Source organism: Rhodothermales bacterium, assembly GCA_041391505.1.
GTDB lineage: Bacteria > Bacteroidota > Rhodothermia > Rhodothermales > JAHQVL01 > JAWKNW01.
The window spans coordinates 1-18231 of sequence record JAWKNW010000031.1; the positions used below are offsets into that span (position 1 = coordinate 1).

The window sequence follows — 18231 nt, forward strand, 5'->3', positions numbered from 1 at the left end:
GGACTCGACGGCGGGACGGCGCTGAACGGCCAGTTCGGGCTCAACGCCACGTTCCAGAACGACGCCGAGCGGCGCAACGGGAGCGTCCAGTCGGATCTCCTCCGGGGCAACATGACCGCCATCATCGTGGCGGTCGACTCGCTTTCGGGCAACCTCGTCGTGCAGGGCGAACGCAGCCTGAACGTCAACGGCGAGACGCATCTCATGGAGGTGCGCGGCATGGTCCGACCGTTCGACATCCAGGGCGACAACTCCGTCCTCTCCTATCAGCTTGCTAACGCGAACATCGTGTACAAGCGCGCCGGCGGCGTCAAACGCGCCCTGCTCGGCCCCGGCGCGCTGACCGGGCTGGCGACCATCGTCGCCATCGGCGCGGCGGCCTACGTGGGCATATCCAATTAAGGCTTCATCCTCTACAATCACGGATCTGGCATGGAAACGACCATCAGAATGAGCCGCAGCAAAGCCTGCACGGCGGATCTCTGGGCGATGTTCGCCGTGCTCGCCCTGCTGGCGAGCCCCGCGTTCGCGCAGAACGCCGGCGAAGTGCGGCTCAAGGATCTCGTCTCGATCGAGTCCAAGTCCCCCACGCAGCTGACCGGCTACGGCCTGGTGGTGGGCCTCGACCGGACCGGCGACCGCGCCCGCGGCGAACGCGGGTCGCCGCATACGATCCGGAGCATCGCGAACATGCTGCAGCGGTTCGGCATCACCGTCGACCCCGAGCAGCTGGCCTCGCGCAACGCGGCGGCGGTCATCGTGACGACCACGCTCGATCCGTTCAGCAGTCCGGGAAGCCTGATCGACGCGACCGTGTCCGCCATCGGCGACGCGACGTCGCTCTCCGGCGGAATCCTGATCCAGACGCCGCTCCAGAACCCGGTCACGGGCGAGGTCTTCGCGACGGCGCAGGGTCCGGTGTCCACGGGCGCCGTGCTGGCGTCGAGCCTCGGCTCGTCCGTCAAGATCAACCATACCAATACGGGGCGCATCCCCAACGGCGCGCTCGTATCCCGGCAGGTGCCGCTGAATTTCGCGAACCGGACCGACATCGGCCTGATCGTCAAGGAGCCCGACTTCACCAACGCCACGCGCGTGGCCGACGTGATCAACGGCCTCTACGCCGGCGCCGCGACGGTGGAGCACGCCGGCCTCGTCCGCGTGGCGATGCCGCAGAACGTGACGGGCGTGCCGGCGCTGATGGCGTCGCTCGAAGACCTCCGCATCGCCGTCGACGTGCCGGCGCGGCTGGTGGTGAACGAGCGGTCGGGCATCATCGTCGCCGGCGGCAACGTCCGCATCAGCGAGGTGATGCTGACCTACGGCAGCATCGTCATCTCCACGCAGGCGGACCCGTTCGTCTCGCAGCCGAATCCGCTCGCCCAGGGCGAAACCGTCCAGGGCGCGGCCGGCACCGCCAATATCGAGGAAAGCGGCACCCGATCGGTCGTCCTGGCGCCCAACGCCGACGTCAACCAGCTCGCCGCCGCCCTGAACGACCTCGGCCTCACGGCCCGCGACGTCATCGGCATCTTCCAGGCCATCGAACGCGCCGGCGCCCTCCAGGGCGAGCTGATCATTCTATAGGTTCAAGGTTTGAGGTTCAAGGATTAAGGGATCTGAAGGCTGTGGGGCAGCGCCATTCTCCGTGAGCGGCTATCTCCCACGTCTCCCCTATCTCCAAGACCCTCATCTACAAGCCCTTAAACCTGACAACCTTGAACCTTGAACCTTGAACCCTTTCCCCGTGTCCATCTCTCCCCTTTCCGATACGCCGGGCGCCGGGCTCAACCCGGATCTGCTCCGGAAGTCCGCCGACCCTGAGGAGGCGGCGAAGGCCTTCGAACAGGTGCTGGTCCAGCAATTCGTCAAGACGCTGACCGACCCGCTGTTCAAGACCGGCCTCAGCGGCGACGAGGCGCCCGGGTGGATGAAAGCCTACGGCGACACCCAGCGCTCGATGCTGACCGACATCCTGACCGAGCACCTGGTCGAGCAAAAGACGTTCGGCCTCTCCGATCTCCTTCTCACGCAGTGGCAGCGTCAGATGGGCGCCGTGGATCCCTCCGGGGATGCCCCGGAGCCGGCTGCGCCGCCCGTTGAACCGTAAACGACCATGGAAACGCCCCATCCTCCCGAAGCCCCTTCACTGCCCGAGCAGGCGCGGTGGCTCGCCGAAAAACTCGACGAAGAGCGCAGCGCCCTGCAGGCGCTCGAAGCGAGCATCGAATCGCAAATGGTAGCCCTGCGCGCCCGGGAATCGGCCGAGGTGCGGGAGTCGACGATCTCGGCCAACGAGCGGCTGCACGTCCTCACGCGGCTCCATGAGGAGCAGGAAGCGATGCTCGCCGGCATCGCCGCCACCATCGGCTGGGAGGGGCAGCCCGCTACGATCCGGGCCGTCGCTGACCACCTCGAACGCGAGATCGGCGACCACGAAACGGCGCAGCGGCTCCGAGCAAGCCGCACTTCGCTAATGGAGCTGGCGGCGGAAACGAAAGAGAAAAGCGAAGAACTGGCCTATACGCTTCAGTATGCGCTGCACCTCGGCAAAGAACTCATCCAGACCGTCCAGTCCGTGCACCAGCCCGAGCCGGTGTCCCTGTATACGCCGCGGGGCAAGACGACCATCGGCGGCAAATCCCGCCCCATCGTCAACCGGATGGGCTAGCGCCTGAATCGCGCAGCTCCGTTTTTTTCCAGCCCAAGGTAATCATGAGCATCAATCAGCTTATCGAGCTCACGCGGAGATCCTTCCGCACGACGAGCGCCGTCATCAACACGATCGGCCAGAACATCGCCAACGAAAACACGGAAGGCTTCTCCCGCCGGCGGGTCTCCCTCGAATCGGCGTCCATCGCCAGCCCGGGCGTGCAGGTCGTCACCCCGATGGGCACGTCGACCGGCATCGGCGTTTCGATCGGCGACATTGACCGGGTGCGGGATCAGGTCCTCGCCGCGGCGACCTGGGAGGCCAACGCCGGCCTCGGCGCCTCGGATGAAGAGGCCCGCATCCTCAGCGCCCTCGAAAACCTCTTCCCCGTCAACAGCGACGCCTCGCTGACGAACCAGCTCAGCCGGTTCTGGGACGGATGGAGCGATGTGGCCGACACACCAACGAGCCTTTCGGCGCGCGTGGCGCTCATCAACCGGGCCCAGAGCCTGACGCTGACCCTGAACCGCATCTCGACGGACATCGACCGGCTCCAGGACGACAGCATCGCCCAGCTCTCGCAGACGGTCGTCGACTTCAACTTCCGGCTCGACGAAATCGGCCGGCTCAACCAGCGCATCGCCACGGGCCGCGCGGCCAACGCGCCCGATCTGGCCGGCGAGGACCGCCGGGACCAGCTCGTGAAAGAACTCTCCGAGATGGCGCCCCTGCAGATCCAGCTCGACGACCAGGGCATGTATAACGTCACGATCGGCGGCATGGTCGTCGTCCAGGGCGACACGGTGGAACACCTTGATCTCGACACGACCGGCGTGCTCCCGACGCTGACGTTCGAAAGCTCCGGCATCTCCTTCAACCCGACGCCCGGCGACGACGGCCGGCTCGGTGCGCTGATGCGCGCCCTGACCGTCGCCTATCCCGACGCGCGCCAGCAGCTGGACGACCTCGCGAGCACCCTCGTGGATCGCATCAACACACTCCACAGCAACGGCTTCGGGCTCGACGGGAATACCGGACTCAACTTTTTCGATCCGGCCGGCGTGACCGCCGGCACCATCGCGCTGTCCACCGATATCGCCGATCCCCGATCGATCGCCGCGTCGGACGACCCGGACCCGACGGTCCTCAGCGACAACGACACCGCGCTCGCCATCCTGGCGGAACGCACCGTGGACCAGGCCCCGCTCGGGGATGTGTCGTTCGAGGAACACGCCATCAACATGACCAGCGAGATCGGCGCCCAGGTCCAGCGCGCCAACGATCAGTACGAGGGGCACCTGGCGGTCGTCAACTACCTCGGCGCCCTCGAACGCGGCGTCTCGGCCGTTTCGATCAACGAGGAGCTGTCCAACCTGATCCTCTACCAGCAAACGTTCGCGGCGGCGGCGCGCGTGCTCAGCACGGCCCAGTCGATGATGGATACGCTGTTGTCGCTCCCGTGACGGCTGTCTCGCCGCTCCACCACTTCATCTCAACCATTCGTACGTCATGAGCATGGAATCCAGCGCGGTATCCCGCGCGATGAGCCTTTCGAGCGTGGCCTTTCAGGGGACGCTGCTCAACAAACAGCGCGAACTATCGGTGGCCCAGGAGCAGCTCGCGTCGGGCCTTCGGATCAACCGCGCCTCCGACGACGCCGCGGGGTACGCCCGGGCGCGCCAGTTCGAGCAATTGCAGAACCGGTACGACCAGTACGAACGGACGATGTCGGTCGCCCGGAGCTGGATCGATCATACGCAGGCCAACCTCGAGGGCCTCTCGAACCTGTTTTCGGAGGCCTATCAGAGCAGCGTGGGCGCGGCGAACGAGACGCTCGACCAGGGCGAGCGCGACGCCATCGCGACGCTCATCGACACGCTGAAGGAGAGCACGATCGACCTGCTCAACGAGCAGGTGGACGACGAATACCTCTACGCCGGCACGCGGTCGACGGTAAAGCCGTTTGCCGTCGACCCCATCGACCCGACGGCGGACGGCGCGGGCGTCGTCTACTACGGGAACGACCAGCCGCGGCCCCGGGCCATCGGCCCCGAAACGACGCTGGACGTCGCGGTCAGCGGCACGCAGGTCTTCAACGTCGATCGCGACGGCGACGGCACGGCGGACTACACCCTGACGGAGGCGCTGCAGAACCTGTCCGACGCCCTGCGCGCCAACGACACGGTGGCGATCGCCCAGAATGTGGAGGTGGTCAAGGGCGCCATGGACCATATCGTGGAGCTCGCGGCCGAGGTGGGGACGAAGGGCAACAAACTGACGCTGGCGGAAAACCAGCTGATCGATGCCGGCGTGACCGTGGCGCAACACCGCTCCACGATCGAGGACGCCGATTTTGCCGAGACGATCATTACGCTCCAGAAGGCGCAGGCCGACTTGCAGAATTCGCTGCAGGTCGCCAGCCGCGTACTCGACCTCTCGCTTCTCAACTACATCTAAACGCCGAACGAACATGGCTTCTTCTTTTTCCCTGTCCTCGAATCAATCGTTTCTGTCGGCGTATCGCCTCCCCGCGCTGGCGCTGCCGGAACCCGCGAGGCTGCCGGCGGCCGCGAACGAGGTGTTGCCGGCCATCATGCATCGCGAGGCGGATCCGAGGAGCCTGTCGCTGCGGGTGATCCTGGGCGACCAGAGCACGTTGCCCAACGAAGAGCAGGCGGCCCTCCATATGGCGCTGGCGGCTTCGTTTCATCAGGCCGGCGACTACCGGAAGGCACGCCGGCACGCGGAGCAGTCCATCGCGCAATACGGCAAGCAATGGGCCTCGCACCGCATCATCGTCGATGCCCTGATGGCCCAGCAGCTCTTCGACGAGGCGTTCGCGCACTTCCTGGCGGTCAAACCGCCGGCCCGGCCCGCGGCCTGGGACCATGCCCTGACGGAACAGGAATGGAAGCTTTGCGGCGCGGCCTGCGCCTGGCGGCTCAAAGGCTGGGACGACGTCGCCCGCCTGATCGACGAGGCCTTCCCGAGCGGGTTGACGACGATGCCCATCGGGTTGCTCGAGGATTATTTCCGGCTCACGCTCTACCGCAACCAGCCCGACGAGGCCGGCCGCGTGGCGGCCATCCTGATGGCGACGCATACGCTCGAATTCAACGACGCGCTGTTGCAGACGCTCGTCCAGCAGGGCTGGACGCAGCAGGCGCTGCCGCTGTATCGCAACGCCTACACGCAGGATCCCCGGAATCAGCTCCTGCGCCGGCGTCTGGTGGCCCTGTGCATCCGCGAGGGCAAGATCGAGGAGGCGCGCCGCCTCACGGCGCCGGGGGCGCTGGACATGAACGCGCGCGCGAACTCCTGAACGACGGACCGAACGCAGGATAACGGTCCGGGGACCCTCCCCCGGCCCGAGCAGCAACCGGCAAGGCCGGCGCACCATGTGCGTCGGCCTTTTTTCGTGACCGCACCGCCTGGAGCGCCTAGGGTCTTGCAGCCTCAGGAAGCCGGCCTGAGCGCCTCGCGGGCGCCGGCGTGGATGCGGGGCCAGGGAACGCCCTTCCCGCTCCTGCTTGCCGCTGGAGGGCACGCTATGGCGTGACGCGAACCGGGGGAGACGCGCCCCGAATCCCGCCGGCTATCGGGGGCGGCGCGAGGACTTCCGCATCTGCTCAATCATTTTTGTAAGCATCGCCTTAAGGCACCTCAGCGCCCGACGATACAGGCTCTAGAATGATCTTACATGCCAGAACCGAACCATAAACCAACCCAGAAAAAACACCATGGGAGCATTTGGAGATCTGTCTCGAATTAACACCAACGTCCAGTCTCTTGGCGCGTTGAATCAGTTGAACCGCACCAACATGAGCCTCGGTGTCCGTCAGCTTCGGCTGGCCAGCGGCAGCCGAATCAATCGTGCGGAGGACGACGCTGCGGGGTATTCGATCTCGAAGAAACTCGGAGCCCGTCTGCGGGGCCAGGCCCAGGCGCTTGCCAACATCGGCGATGCGAAGAGCATGCTGACCGTTGCGGAAGGCGCCCTCAACACCATCATGGACATCCTGGCCACGATGAAGGAAAAAGTCATCCAGGGCGCGAACGACACGCTTGGAAGCGAAGAGCGAGCCCTGGTCAAAACCCAGCTGAACAGCCTGTCGACGGAAATCAACTCCGTCATCAGCAGCGCATTGTTCCTGAGCCGGGGCATCTTCACCTCGAGCGCGCTGACCTTCATGGTCGGACCGACCAGCAATCACCTCTTCCAGGTGACGGTTGGCGCCATCTCGGCGAACGGTCTGGGCGTAGCCTCGACGAGCCTGAGCGTACGTTCGGCCACCTCGGCCGCATCGTCTCTGGGCGGCATCGACCGCGGCATCCAGACGATCGCGAGCATCATGGCCGGCCTGGGTAACTCCCAGCTCGCGCTCAGCTTCAAGGAAGAAAACCTTTCGACCTCGATCATCAACAACGAATCGGCGAAGAGCCGCATCTCGGACGCGGATTTCGCCAAGGAACAGATGGAAATCGCCAAGCTGCAGATCCTGCAGCAGACCGGCGTGAGCGCACTGGTCAACGCCAACGTGGCGCCCCAGTCGATCCTCCAGCTGCTCCAGTAGTCGGATGAAACGAGAAAGGCGGCCTTCGGGCCGCCGACTCAGAAATCAACCCCAGGGACCCGCTTCCAGACGCCATCGCCATACTCGCAAACCGTGGCCGGCCGAAGGAAGCACCAGGACCCAAGTACATAAAATAAGCGAGTTCGGGGCAGTGCTCGCACCACCACCCCGAACCCTTCTCACTCCACGCCAATAACCAACACAAACGGAGGAAGGATCATGGCTTTTGGAGATTTGACTCGCATTAACACCAACATTCAGTCGATGCAATCGCTGTTCGAGCTGCAGAAGTCGAACGCCGAACTTGGCACGCGTCAGCTGCGACTCGCAACCGGTAATCGCATAAACCGTGCCGAAGACGATTCGGCTGGTTTTTCGATCGGCATGAAGCTCGAGTCGCGGGTTCGCGGCCAGGCGGCAGCGCTGGCGAATATTGGTGATGCGAAAAGTATGTTGGGCATTGCCGAAGGCAGCCTGGGCACCATTCAGGAAATCCTGATGACCATGAAGGAAAAGGTGATCCAGGGCGCCAACGACACGCTTGGCAGCTTCGAGCGTACGCTGATCAACAATCAGCTGCATGCGCTCTCGACGGAAATCAACTCGATCATCAGCAGCACCACGTTCAACGGCGTCTCCGTGTTCACGACGGGCAGCTTCCAGTTCCAGGTTGGCGCCGGCAGCACGGACACCTTCCAGGTGACGGTTGGCGCGCTGTCCGCTGGAGCGCTGGGTGTCGGTTCGACGTCCCTCAGCGTTTCCTCGGCCAACTCGGCCACCGGGTCGCTGGCTGGTATCGATTCCGCCATCAACACGATCGCGAGCACGCTGGGCAGCCTGGGTGACAACCAGCTGGCGCTCTCCTTCAAGGAGGAGAACCTCAACGTGAACATGATCAACCAGGATGCCGCTCGTAGCCGCATCATGGACGCTGACTTTGCCAAAGAACAGATCGAGATCGTCAAGCTGCAGATCCTGCAGCAGACCGGTGTCGCCGCTGTTTCGCAGGCGAACCTCGGCCCGCAGGTAGTACTGTCCCTGCTCTAAGGTAAAAAATACCCAGAAACGGGACGGTTCTGGCATACATGCTCCCGTGGGTCGGCAGGCCCACCGGCCTGCCGAGAACACCCCTCCGATCATTCGGAGGGGTGTTCTTGTTTTTCGGGGTCAAGCAAATTCAGGCCGGCACGCTCGCCCGTGCGAACGCGCTTTGAAGCGCCAGGATATACGATTTGACCTCTTCGGGATCGAACGTTTCCGCCATGCCGATGGACTCGAACGCCCGGGCATGTTGCTCCAGGCCGATGCTCCGGCACGCGACCGTCAGATGCCGCAGCAGAATGCGGGTGTTGAAGACGAACCGGACGTACCCGTCGGTCTGCTCGTTCACGTGGTACGATTGCAGCAGCATGAGCATGCCGTCCTCGATCTGCTCGGCGCGCATGAGCGCGACGCCGGTCAGGTAGAAGCCGACCGGCTCCCGCGGATTCAGCGCGAGCATCTCGTTGCAATGCACGAGCGCGTCGGCGTAGCGGTTCAGCCGCATCTCGGTCTGCGCCCCGAGGAGCCGCGTGTAATACGCGTTTTCGGGCGTCAGCTTCGCGTAGTCGATGCTGGCGAAGAGTTGCGCCGCTTCCTCGTTGCGCCGCATGATGAAATAGATCAGCCCGAGCTGGTAGCCGTAGTAGGCGCGGTAGATGTCCGACCGGGGGTTCTCGTACTCCTGCCGGAGCAGATCCAGGCGCGTCTTGTACTTCTTCACCATCTCGGCCTCGGGCAGGGCATAGCCCGTATGGACGATCTCGGCGTCGAGGCGCACCACCTGCCGGCCCGTCTGCTTTGCGTGCGCCGCAATGGCCTCCATGACCTGGTTGTGGACGCTGCCGAAATACCGGATATCCGGGTGGTTGCGCAGGATGCGCTCCTGCCAGAACACATCGGCTTCGACCACGTTCGTGTCGCCGAGGAGGTTCTTGACCGGCAGCAACATCGCCGCATAGTCCAGCAGGCCAAGGCTTTCGCGAATCCGCTTCCAGGCGTCGGGCTTCTCGATGTACTCGTCGCCATCCAGGATGAGGATGTACTCCGACGTGGCGAGGTCCAGACTGTGGTTGCGCGCCACGGCGAAGGAGCCGGGCCACTCGATCTCGTCATAGACATCCGCATACCGGCGCGCGATGTCCTGCGTCCCGTCCGTCGAGCCGGTGTCCACCACGACGATCTCGTCGACATGAGGCCGGGCCAGCGAAAGACACTTCTCCAGCGTCTTGGCCTCGTTCTTGACGATCATGCAGAGCGACAGGCGGGGGCCGGCCTGGCTGCCGGACGGTCCTTGTGTAGGTATAGATAGCTTCATCTTCTCGTGCTTGCGCGGCGTCGTCCGTCAAAGGGACGGCATGCCGTTCATCTCGTTGGCATACTGCATGGACTTCTGGTAGAAGTCCTCCGCCGCGGTCTCGTTCTCGAAGGTGTGGCACGCCTCGGCGGCGTAGTAATACACCTGCGCGGGGTCGACTTCGAAGTTGAACGGTTTTTCCGCATCGCCGGCGCCGTCGAGCAGCTCGGCGGCATAAACCAGCATTTCGGCGCCGCTGCGGTGGTGCCCCTCGGCCCATAGCGCCAGGCCGCCCAGATGGTGGATGAGCGGCTCGTTCTCGGCGAGGTCGAGCGCAGCGTCGGCGTGATACATCGCGTCGCGGAACCGCTCCTGAACGATGCTCAGGTGGAGCGCAAGAACCCGTGCAGCCAGAGCGTCGTCCGGCTCGACCCGTTCAATGGTCTCGTAATCGAGCCGCTCGAACAGCTCACGTGCGCGGTCGAGATCCCCGCTTTCAAGGGCGTTCTGCGCCTCGTTGAAGTGTCCAAATGCTTCCTTCGAACGATCCTCCATGGTGCTCCTTCAGGCTAGTGTGATATAGACGTTGCGTACCCAGGAACGGACCCGACACGGGGTCCACCGTCGGTCGACCGAAGGGATAAACCTGAGCAGTTGATGGAGCCTGGAAGCCGTTAACGTGCCAAATTCCCCCTCCCCCGCCGCCGCGTGCGGCGGGCGCGGGGCGGAAACGTCGTGGCGGCCTGAAGAAACGTGACCGACCTCATTTAAGGGGCTGGTTTCGGAGCCGATAGCATGTCTAGTGTGTGCGCGGGGCCATGCCGCAGTACGGAAGAAAATACGCGTACCTCATGAAGATTCTTCCCCACGAGAACGACCGCGCGCCGGGGAAACAGCCGCCACGACGCCATTCCGCGCACACCAGCCACTTATCATCCTAACGGGTACTGAATATGTACAGGCAGCAGGCATCCGCTCAGTATCAGAGGCAAGATGTGCTATCCGCCTCTCCTGCTCAGCTGGTTGCAAAGCTTTACGATCTGGCGATCCTCGCGTGCCACACGCGGGACCGCGTCAAGCTCCGAAAAATCCTGATCGAACTGATCTCCTCGCTGAACTTCGAGGAAGGCGGCGATCTGGCCATTCGGCTTTCCCAGATCTACGAATACTGCATGCGAGCGAGCATCTCCGGCGACCTCGATGTCGTCACGGAAATGCTCGAAGATCTACGGGCGACCTGGAGGCAGGGGCTGCTGGTCAACGCGACCGCGCAGACGCCGGCCTGACCGGTTTCCCGATGTGTCCGCCGCGCATCTATTCCGCCCGATACATCCTCTGACCGTATACCGCCATGTTGACGAGTTCCGCGCTTCAAGCCTTTCGCCAGACGGACCCCTACGAGGTCCTGATCTCGAATATCATCCTCCTGGAAAGCGAAACCAAGTTTCGGATGGAGGACGAAAAAACGGCGCATGAAACCCGGAAAAGCGTCCTGAGCGACCTGGACAGCCGCCTCTCGGCGCTGGACAGCATCCTGGAGCGCCTCACCGACCCGATCTCGCATCCGTTCGACGGCCGTACGATCACGCTCGACAGCTCGTCGGGCTTTTCGGCCACGACGTCGGACGCGGCCGCCTTCGGTTCGCATTCGCTCACGGTCAACCGGCTGGCCAGCGTGGACACCCGGCTGTCCAACAAGCATACGTCCGCCGACACCTCGATCGTGGGCGCGATCGGCAGCGGCACGAAGTCGTTCACGATCAGCGTGGCCAGCCCGACGGACCTCGACCCGAACAACCGCGTCGACGTGGCTGTGTCGGTCAACATCACGGGCAGCACCGACGAGGAGGTGCTCACGCAGGTCTCCTCGGCGATCAACAACGCCATGCTGAGCGCGGTCGACAGCGACGCCATCGAGCGGGACGACCGGGCGTTCGCCTCCGTCCTGAACGAGACCTCGGGCACCGCGCGCCTGTCGCTTCGCGCGGGCGATACGGGCTACACGAACCGCCTCTCGTTCTCGGCCGACCCCGACGGCCTCCTGGCCCAGATCGGCATCAGCAACAACGCGCTGGCCGCCGGCGACGTAGGCGGTTATGCCACCGACATCGGCACCAGCGAGGACACGTCCGAGCTGAACAGCAAGTTCGTGCTCGACGGGCTGACCATTTACCGGGATGGCAATCAGGTGAGCGACGCGCTCGACGGCGTCACGTTCACCCTGCGCAAGGTCACGACCGACCCCGAGGGCTTCACCGTCACGCCCGACGCCTCCGGCATCGAGGATGAGGTGAACGACTTCATCCAGAAATACAACGACATCCTGAGCTACGTCAAGTCCAAAGGCCGCGTCAACGGCGATACGGGCGAACGCGGCGCCTTTGCCGGCGACACGACCTTCACGTCGCTCCGCTTCAGCATGCGCGAGGACATCGTGCGGATCGTCCCCGATCAGCCGACGGACAGCGTGAAGCAGATCACCGACCTGGGCATCAAGGTCAACTCGGACGGGTCCCTCAAGCTCGAGGACCCGGAGAAGCTGATCGCCGCCGTCGAGGCCGACCCGGACACTGTCCGCTCGTTTTTTGCCGGCGAAGACGGCGTCGCCACGCGGCTCTCGACCCGGCTCGATCAGTATCTCGGCTTCAACGGCTTCGTGAATCAGCGGCAGCGGAACATGGACGACCGCATCCGGAACCTGAATCACGACATCGCGGACGAGGAAGACCGCCTCGCCCGTCGCGAGGAACGCCTGCGGGCGGAATTCGCGCGGCTCCAGGAAGCCCTCCAGATCTATCAGGGCCAGGCCGCCAGTCTGTCGGCCATCGGCCGCTAAACCCTGTCCACAGCCCCGGGCCGGCGGAGCCGGATGCATGGATCCATGCGCCGGCGCCTGTTCCCGGACCGCCACGCGCACGGCGCGGCGGCTGAGTTTCATACGCCATTCCGTTCATGACTTACACGCTTCACCAGATGCTGGCGCTCGGCCGGCGGATTCTCGAGGCCCTGGAAGAAGACGAGCTCGACCGGTTCTTTCTCCTCTTCGACCAGCGGGGTCAACTCATCGAATCGCTGACCGAGCAGCACACCACCGGCTCGCTTTCGACGCCGGCCTGCAAGGCGCTGCTCACCAAGCTGGAGCGGCAGGAAGAGGCCATCAGCGCCGCGCTTTCGAATCGCGAATCCCTCATGGAGACCCAGATCCAGGCGCTCCAGCATCAGAAAAAAGCCCAGCGCAGCTACACCTCGGGCCCCATCCCCCCTCCCCGGCTGAATCCTCGCCTCACGGGATGATCGCCGCGCGCGGTCCGTCGCGCAGATCGCCTCATCCAGGACGCCCCCATCCCCGGTTCAGACAGACTACAGGCTAAGAGGCCCTCCGGCGCATGCCCCCGCTTCCTGAAAGAGTGGCAGGTGCACCGGTTTATGGCATATCTTATGCATCTTACCACCAGGAAAGAGCCCTCACGGGCTCAAATCGTACCCTGAACCGGAACAGGCGTTATTTAGAGCCACCTGGCCTGGAAAGTTTTTCGCTGAGCCGGAAAAAGCATCCGCGCAACAGCACCGCTTCCTGGCGTTTCCGGTCGATACCTGGGCAGCCCGATGCTGCCTGGCAGGCTCGTAGCAAAGCGACATGCCAACATGAATATCGGGGATATCACCAAAGGGGGCCTCTCCCACTCGAATCCGCTCAACAAGCACCGGAAGATCGAGAAAACGGAAAAAGAATCGCGTCCGCCGGCGCGTCCGGGTAGCGAACGCGACGAGACGCCCCATCGCGACAGCGTGGCGATCTCGGAGGCCGGCCGCCGGGCGCTCGAGGAAGAACAGCGCAAGCTGCAGGATCTGGATATGGCCCGCAAGGCCTTCGATTCCGAAAGCACCCTGTCGGACGATCGCATGCAGGAAATCAAGGCGCGTCTGCAGACGCAGTTCTACCAGAACCCTTCGGTTATCGAACGGATCGCCCAGCGTCTCGCCGGCGACCTGACCGGCCAGGTCGAACCCGACTGAGGTCCGCCGGCCCTCGCGCCGGCGATCATCCCATAATAAAATCCTTCGAGCGAGCGCCCATACGCTCGTCGACGGCGGAGCCAGCACGGTCCTTCATGGCCTTGTTGAGCACTTCCGTCAACTCGCTGGCGCGCACCGGCTTGGCCAGGTAATAGTCCGCGCCCGAATTGCGCCCGCGCATCTCACCCAGCCGCGAAGCGGAACCCGTCACCATCACGATCGGAATGCTGTTCAGATCGGGGTTCTCCTTGATCGCTTCGGTGGTCGCATACCCATGCATCCCCTTCATGTGCACGTCGCACAGGATGACGTCGGGGATGTGTTTGGCCGCCGCTTCGTACCCCTGCGCACCGTCTTCCGCGGTATACACCTCGTAGTTCAGCTGCTTGAGCAGGTGGCTGACGACCTCCCTGAAGGTGCGATCGTCGTCGATGATCAGCACGCTTTGCAGTTTGGGTTCCTTTTCCTGTTTTTGCGCTTCTTCTGCCATGATGCGTAGGGGTGTTAGGGGGGAACGATCTCGCAATCGGTTATTCTGGTCTCTTCTGTATCGACCGTTCGGCCCGCGCCTTAACCCCGGGAGGATGCGGGCGTATTCCCTTACACGCCGGCCGGCCGGGATAAAACGCCACAAGGCGCCGCCGATTGCCGGCAGCGCCTTGTGCATATCCTGTTCGGGAGCCGTTGCCTCCCCTGCCCGATCGCCGGGCGCGCCTCAGCTCATGAAGCCGCTTTCCCGGTAGCGGCGCAGCTTGTTGCGGATGGTCCGGGCGCTGATCCCGAGTTTCTCCGCGGCGCGTTGCTGGTTGTTGTTCGTATCCGCCAGCGCTTTCATGATCATGATCCGCTCCATGTCCTCGATCGTCTGGGGAATGCCCTGCGGGCCGGCGAGGACGTTCTCTTCGTGCGGCGTGGCGTCTTCGAAGAAGTCGCTGTACACATCCTCGACCTCCACGACGGTGCGCTCGGCGGAAAGAATCACGCCGCGCTGGACGAAGTTCTCGAGCTGGCGCACGTTGCCCGGCCACGGGAAGGCCTGCAGTTTGGCCATCAGGTCGTCGCTGGCGGTTTTCTCGGGCAGGTCGTAGAGCTGGCAGTAGCGCTCGATGAAGAAGGTGGTCAGCAGCGGCACATCGGAGAGCCGATCCCGGAGCGCCGGCACCGTGAGCGGGAAGACCGAAAGGCGGTGGAAGAGGTCTTCCCGGAAGATGCCCACCCGGATCGCCTCGTTCAGGTTGCGGTTGCTCGTGGCGATCACGCGCACATCCACTTTCTTGACTTCCGACGAGCCGATCTTCTGAAACTCGTTCTCCTGGAGCACACGCAGCAGCTTGGCCTGCACGACCAGGTCGATTTCGGTGATTTCGTCCAGCAGGAGCGTACCGCCGTTCGCCACTTCAAAGGCGCCCGTCATGTCGTCGATCGCGCCGGTGAAGGCGCCCTTGCGGTGCCCGAAGAGATGGCTCTCGACCAGTTCGCGCGGCAGGTTGGCGCAGTTGAGGGTGACGTACGGCCCGTTCGCCCGGTCGCTCATCTGGTGGATGAGCTTGGCGAGGATCTCCTTACCCGTGCCGCTCTCGCCCTGGATAAACACCGGCGCCTTGTTCTGGCTGACGCGCGGCATCAGTTTCTTGAGGTTGCGGATGGTCGGGTGCTCGCCGATGTAGCGGACCACGCGGGGCTTGTTGCGGCTTGCCGCCCCCTTCTTCGAGCGCGGTGCTACGTCGTCCTCGTCCTCCTCTTCGACGCGGACCTTCGCGAGGCTCTGCTGGACGCGCTCCACCAGCTCGGTGGTCGAAAACGGTTTGGGGATGTAGTCGATCGCACCGTTCTGCATCGTCCTCACGGCGTGCTGCACGTTGTAGTGCGAGGTGACCATGATCACCTTGGTGCGGGGATACTCCTGGCGGATATGGGCCAGCAGTTCGAGGCCGTCGACATCGGGCATCATGAAATCCGTTACGACGAGGTCGTAAGGTTGCCGCTTGAGTTCGGCCATCGCCTGGGCCGCATCCGAACAGCTTTTTACCCGCATGCCATGGCGCGAAAACAGCCGCTCAAAAAGGCCATGCAAGAGCTGCTCGTCATCGACGAAGAGTATTTGTGCCTGTTGCTCCATCTACGTACTGCCGTGGGCTTATATGAAAGGCTATGGATTGCGGGCGCCGCGCCTTAAGGCGACGATCACATTCCGCTAATGAGAAGTGAAACGGGAGCCGGGCTTCCCGCCAAACTAGACGTGCTTAATCAGCCTGCAAACGCGAGCCGACAAAACCTGTACCGCAACGGTAGCAAGGGTCGGCGCTGTCGGAACGATGGATCGTCGCCGGCCGGGATCATCGAGGCCGCCTCCGGGCGGCGGGCCGGCGTATTCCGCTCCGTCTCGCGGGCCTCCTGTTGCCCGCACCTGAGATGGTTCGCGATTGCTAAAATACCGTCACAACGAAATGAACAAATCACGGAAACCTGCCGAAGGTGTGTCAAAATGATGACGAGAGACATGCGGCTCGGCGAGCTCCGGAAGAGGGTGGATGAAAATAGCTTCGGGGGCATATGTTCCGATCCCGAACAAAAACGTGGGCCCTCTGCCCGAAATGCCGTGAGGGCGCTGCCGGCACGCTGGCGGGATGCCGCGGCGCCGGCCGGAAGCGGCCCGCGAGACGCCCGAAACGCCGGCAAGAATTTCCCCGACGCGTGTTTTTTTTCTGCGCAAAAAAGCCCGCATAACCCGTTTAAGATCGGCCGAATCCCGCCGATACTCAGGCTGCAATTCCTATTCGCCCGCCCCATCCTCCCGAAAGCCGGCATCCTGGCGGACCCGGCGCCGGCATCCCTTTCTCCACCCCCCGACGTGGCACGAAGGTTGAACAAACGGCCCTCAACCAACACTGCACATCCACGAAAGGCTGTCCGCCATGGAACCTGTTAACACCATCGAATCGCCGAGCATGGACACGAACCGCGTCCAGCTGCTTCGCAACGCCATGCAGGCGTATAGCTGGCGGCTCAAGGCCCTCTCGAGCAACCTCGCGAATCTGGACACCCCGGGGTATCAGCGGTTGTCGGTCAAGTTCGAAGAGAAACTGCAAGAAGTGCGTCACGCCATCCCCGGATTGCGCGACGTGCTCGACGTGAAGCCACGCATGGAAGTCCATGAGGATGTCCCCATCATCGAAGACGAGTTGATGAACCTCGCCGACGTCCAGATGCGCGACCAGTTCAGCGCCAAGGCCCTGCACGATCACTTCGAGATGATCCGCATGGGCATCACCGGCCGCTCCTGATCCCTCTCTTCCAGCCCAAACGCCTGACGGCCATGCTTATCAATAAACACACGTTCACCGTCTTCCAGACCGTCGGTCGGGGCCTCGAATCCCAGCGCCTGGCGATCAGCGCCGCGACGGACAACATCGCCAACGCCACGACGACGCGGAAGGCGGACGGCACGCAATATGCCCTGAAGCGTCCCGTCCATGAAGTGCCCGACGAACGGTACCGCCGGTTCGACAACCTGCTCAACAAGATGCAGAGCGACATGGCGACGCCGAACAACCAGCACTTCAACGGCACCTCGCTCCGCCGCCGGCTCCATGAAGTCGAAATGGGCCCGACGACGACGATCGAGGACGACCCGGTCTACCGCACCGAATACGACCCGACGCATCCGCACGCCGATGAAAACGGCTATGTCAGCTACCCCGACGTCAACGTCGTCGAGGAGATGGCGCGCCTGATCTCGGCCAACCGGATTTACGACGCCAATCTCTCGGCCTTTCAAACGTCCAAGGAAATGATCAAGAGGACGCTGGAGATCTGAAGCCGCCCCTGAACCGGAACGGCAACGCCTCCGCCCGCATCTGTGAACCGACTAGCGAGCAATCGTATGAACCACGGCATCCCTCCCTATCGACCGACCAGTCCTGAATTCGACCAGCGCCAGCCGCCCCGTGTGGGCCCCGACGCCGATCTCGACGCGACCGAGGCGGCGAAGGGTGCGGGCACACCGCCCGCCGAGGCGCCGGCCCCCGGCCCGCGCGTCCGCCCCGGCGATGCCGCCGAGAGCGCGTTCGGTACCGCCCTGGATGGCGCGCTGGACCGGACCGCGGCCCCGGATCATACGCCGGACCTCTCGCCGGACGAGCAGCAGATGATCCTGCGCTATTTCCCCGAAGCGCCCGGGCTCGCCCTGCGCCTCTACGACCAGAAATCCGCCTCCCGCAAGGTCGACCCCGGCGCCGTCGGCGCCCGCGTCGATCTCCGGGGCTAACCCTTTCGGCCGGGCCGCTACGCCCGGCTCCCTTTCAACCGCATTTCCCGTACAGCCCGATGCTCGTCGCCCAACTGCAACGCCTGCATGACGCCCGCCTCTTCGGCACCGACCAGGCCGGCGCCCTCCCCCGCATCCAGACGCCCGACGAAGGCGCGTCCGGCCATCGTTTCGCCAGCGCGCTCAACGACGCGATCAACCAGGTGAACGACGCCCAGACGGCGTCGGACAAGCAGCTGGAGTCGTTCATCGCCGGCGAGCAGGAAAACCTGCACGAGGTGATGATCTCGATGAACCAGGCGCGGCTGTCCTTCCAGCTCATGGTCGAAGTCCGCAACAAGATGGTGGACGCCTACCACGAACTGTTCCGCATGCAAATCTAACC

General features: G+C 63.8%; 21 protein-coding genes. 17 read left to right on the forward strand and 4 right to left on the reverse strand.

Going from position 1 to position 18231, the window contains the following annotated elements:
• From R2834_21195 to R2834_21235, 9 genes are all read left to right on the forward strand, one after another.
• On the forward strand, nt 1-402 hold a 402-nt coding region (locus R2834_21195; protein MEZ4702862.1), incomplete at its 5' end, for a flagellar basal body L-ring protein FlgH.
• A gap of 48 nt (nt 403-450) precedes the next feature.
• Nucleotides 451-1587 (forward strand): flagellar basal body P-ring protein FlgI, encoded by a 1137-nt coding sequence (locus tag R2834_21200; protein MEZ4702863.1) that lies wholly within the window; start codon nt 451-453, stop codon nt 1585-1587.
• A gap of 160 nt (nt 1588-1747) precedes the next feature.
• A complete protein-coding gene (locus R2834_21205; GenBank protein MEZ4702864.1) occupies nt 1748-2110 on the forward strand; it encodes a peptidoglycan hydrolase in 363 nt (120 codons plus the stop codon).
• A 6-nt stretch (nt 2111-2116) separates the two neighbouring features.
• The gene (gene flgN, locus R2834_21210) at nt 2117-2671 is read left to right on the forward strand and encodes a flagellar export chaperone FlgN (GenBank protein ID MEZ4702865.1); all 555 of its coding nucleotides are present in this window, start codon (nt 2117-2119) and stop codon (nt 2669-2671) included.
• A 44-nt stretch (nt 2672-2715) separates the two neighbouring features.
• Nucleotides 2716-4116, forward strand: a complete 1401-nt coding sequence (gene flgK / locus R2834_21215; protein MEZ4702866.1) for a flagellar hook-associated protein FlgK — start codon at nt 2716-2718, stop codon at nt 4114-4116.
• Between the two features lie 46 nt (nt 4117-4162).
• The gene (locus R2834_21220; protein ID MEZ4702867.1) at nt 4163-5110 is read left to right on the forward strand and encodes a flagellin; all 948 of its coding nucleotides are present in this window, start codon (nt 4163-4165) and stop codon (nt 5108-5110) included.
• A gap of 13 nt (nt 5111-5123) precedes the next feature.
• A complete protein-coding gene (locus R2834_21225; protein ID MEZ4702868.1) occupies nt 5124-5975 on the forward strand; it encodes a tetratricopeptide repeat protein in 852 nt (283 codons plus the stop codon).
• Between the two features lie 418 nt (nt 5976-6393).
• Nucleotides 6394-7227 (forward strand): flagellin, encoded by an 834-nt coding sequence (locus R2834_21230; protein MEZ4702869.1) that lies wholly within the window; start codon nt 6394-6396, stop codon nt 7225-7227.
• 219 nt (nt 7228-7446) lie between these two features.
• Nucleotides 7447-8274, forward strand: coding sequence for a flagellin (locus tag R2834_21235; GenBank protein MEZ4702870.1), 828 nt, complete (start codon nt 7447-7449; stop codon nt 8272-8274).
• A 130-nt stretch (nt 8275-8404) separates the two neighbouring features.
• On the opposite strand, the gene R2834_21240 is transcribed toward R2834_21235, so the two are convergent.
• A complete protein-coding gene (locus tag R2834_21240; protein MEZ4702871.1) occupies nt 8405-9583 on the reverse strand; it encodes a glycosyltransferase in 1179 nt (392 codons plus the stop codon).
• A 27-nt stretch (nt 9584-9610) separates the two neighbouring features.
• Nucleotides 9611-10117 carry a hypothetical protein gene (locus R2834_21245; GenBank protein ID MEZ4702872.1) on the reverse strand — a complete coding sequence of 169 codons (507 nt, stop codon included), beginning with the start codon at nt 10115-10117 and terminating at the stop codon, nt 9611-9613.
• A 440-nt stretch (nt 10118-10557) separates the two neighbouring features.
• On the opposite strand from R2834_21245, the gene R2834_21250 reads away from it, so the two are divergent.
• The 4 genes from R2834_21250 (at nt 10558) to R2834_21265 (ending at nt 13579) form a co-directional block, all read left to right on the forward strand.
• The gene (locus tag R2834_21250; GenBank protein ID MEZ4702873.1) at nt 10558-10848 is read left to right on the forward strand and encodes a flagellar export chaperone FliS; all 291 of its coding nucleotides are present in this window, start codon (nt 10558-10560) and stop codon (nt 10846-10848) included.
• Nucleotides 10849-10913: 65 nt separating this feature from the next.
• Nucleotides 10914-12398, forward strand: coding sequence for a flagellar filament capping protein FliD (fliD, locus tag R2834_21255; GenBank protein MEZ4702874.1), 1485 nt, complete (start codon nt 10914-10916; stop codon nt 12396-12398).
• A gap of 116 nt (nt 12399-12514) precedes the next feature.
• Nucleotides 12515-12856, forward strand: coding sequence for a flagellar protein FliT (locus R2834_21260; protein MEZ4702875.1), 342 nt, complete (start codon nt 12515-12517; stop codon nt 12854-12856).
• A gap of 351 nt (nt 12857-13207) precedes the next feature.
• On the forward strand, nt 13208-13579 hold the full coding sequence (locus tag R2834_21265; GenBank protein MEZ4702876.1) for a hypothetical protein: 372 nt from the start codon (nt 13208-13210) through the stop codon (nt 13577-13579).
• Between the two features lie 25 nt (nt 13580-13604).
• On the opposite strand, the gene R2834_21270 is transcribed toward R2834_21265, so the two are convergent.
• Together R2834_21270 and R2834_21275 are read right to left on the reverse strand one after the other, a co-directional pair.
• Nucleotides 13605-14069, reverse strand: coding sequence for a response regulator (locus tag R2834_21270; protein ID MEZ4702877.1), 465 nt, complete (start codon nt 14067-14069; stop codon nt 13605-13607).
• 225 nt (nt 14070-14294) lie between these two features.
• Nucleotides 14295-15698, reverse strand: coding sequence for a sigma-54 dependent transcriptional regulator (locus R2834_21275; protein MEZ4702878.1), 1404 nt, complete (start codon nt 15696-15698; stop codon nt 14295-14297).
• A gap of 796 nt (nt 15699-16494) precedes the next feature.
• Between R2834_21275 and R2834_21280 the strand changes: the two genes are divergently transcribed.
• The 4 genes from R2834_21280 (at nt 16495) to fliE (ending at nt 18229) form a co-directional block, all read left to right on the forward strand.
• Nucleotides 16495-16863: a flagellar basal body protein gene (locus R2834_21280; protein MEZ4702879.1), complete on the forward strand. Its 369-nt coding sequence runs from the start codon at nt 16495-16497 to the stop codon at nt 16861-16863.
• A 32-nt stretch (nt 16864-16895) separates the two neighbouring features.
• Nucleotides 16896-17396: a flagellar basal body rod protein FlgC gene (gene flgC / locus R2834_21285; protein ID MEZ4702880.1), complete on the forward strand. Its 501-nt coding sequence runs from the start codon at nt 16896-16898 to the stop codon at nt 17394-17396.
• 66 nt (nt 17397-17462) lie between these two features.
• Complete coding sequence (locus R2834_21290) at nt 17463-17846, forward strand: hypothetical protein (GenBank protein ID MEZ4702881.1); 384 nt, start codon at nt 17463-17465, stop codon at nt 17844-17846.
• 59 nt (nt 17847-17905) lie between these two features.
• Complete coding sequence (gene fliE, locus R2834_21295) at nt 17906-18229, forward strand: flagellar hook-basal body complex protein FliE (protein ID MEZ4702882.1); 324 nt, start codon at nt 17906-17908, stop codon at nt 18227-18229.
• Nucleotides 18230-18231: the final 2 nt, after the last annotated feature.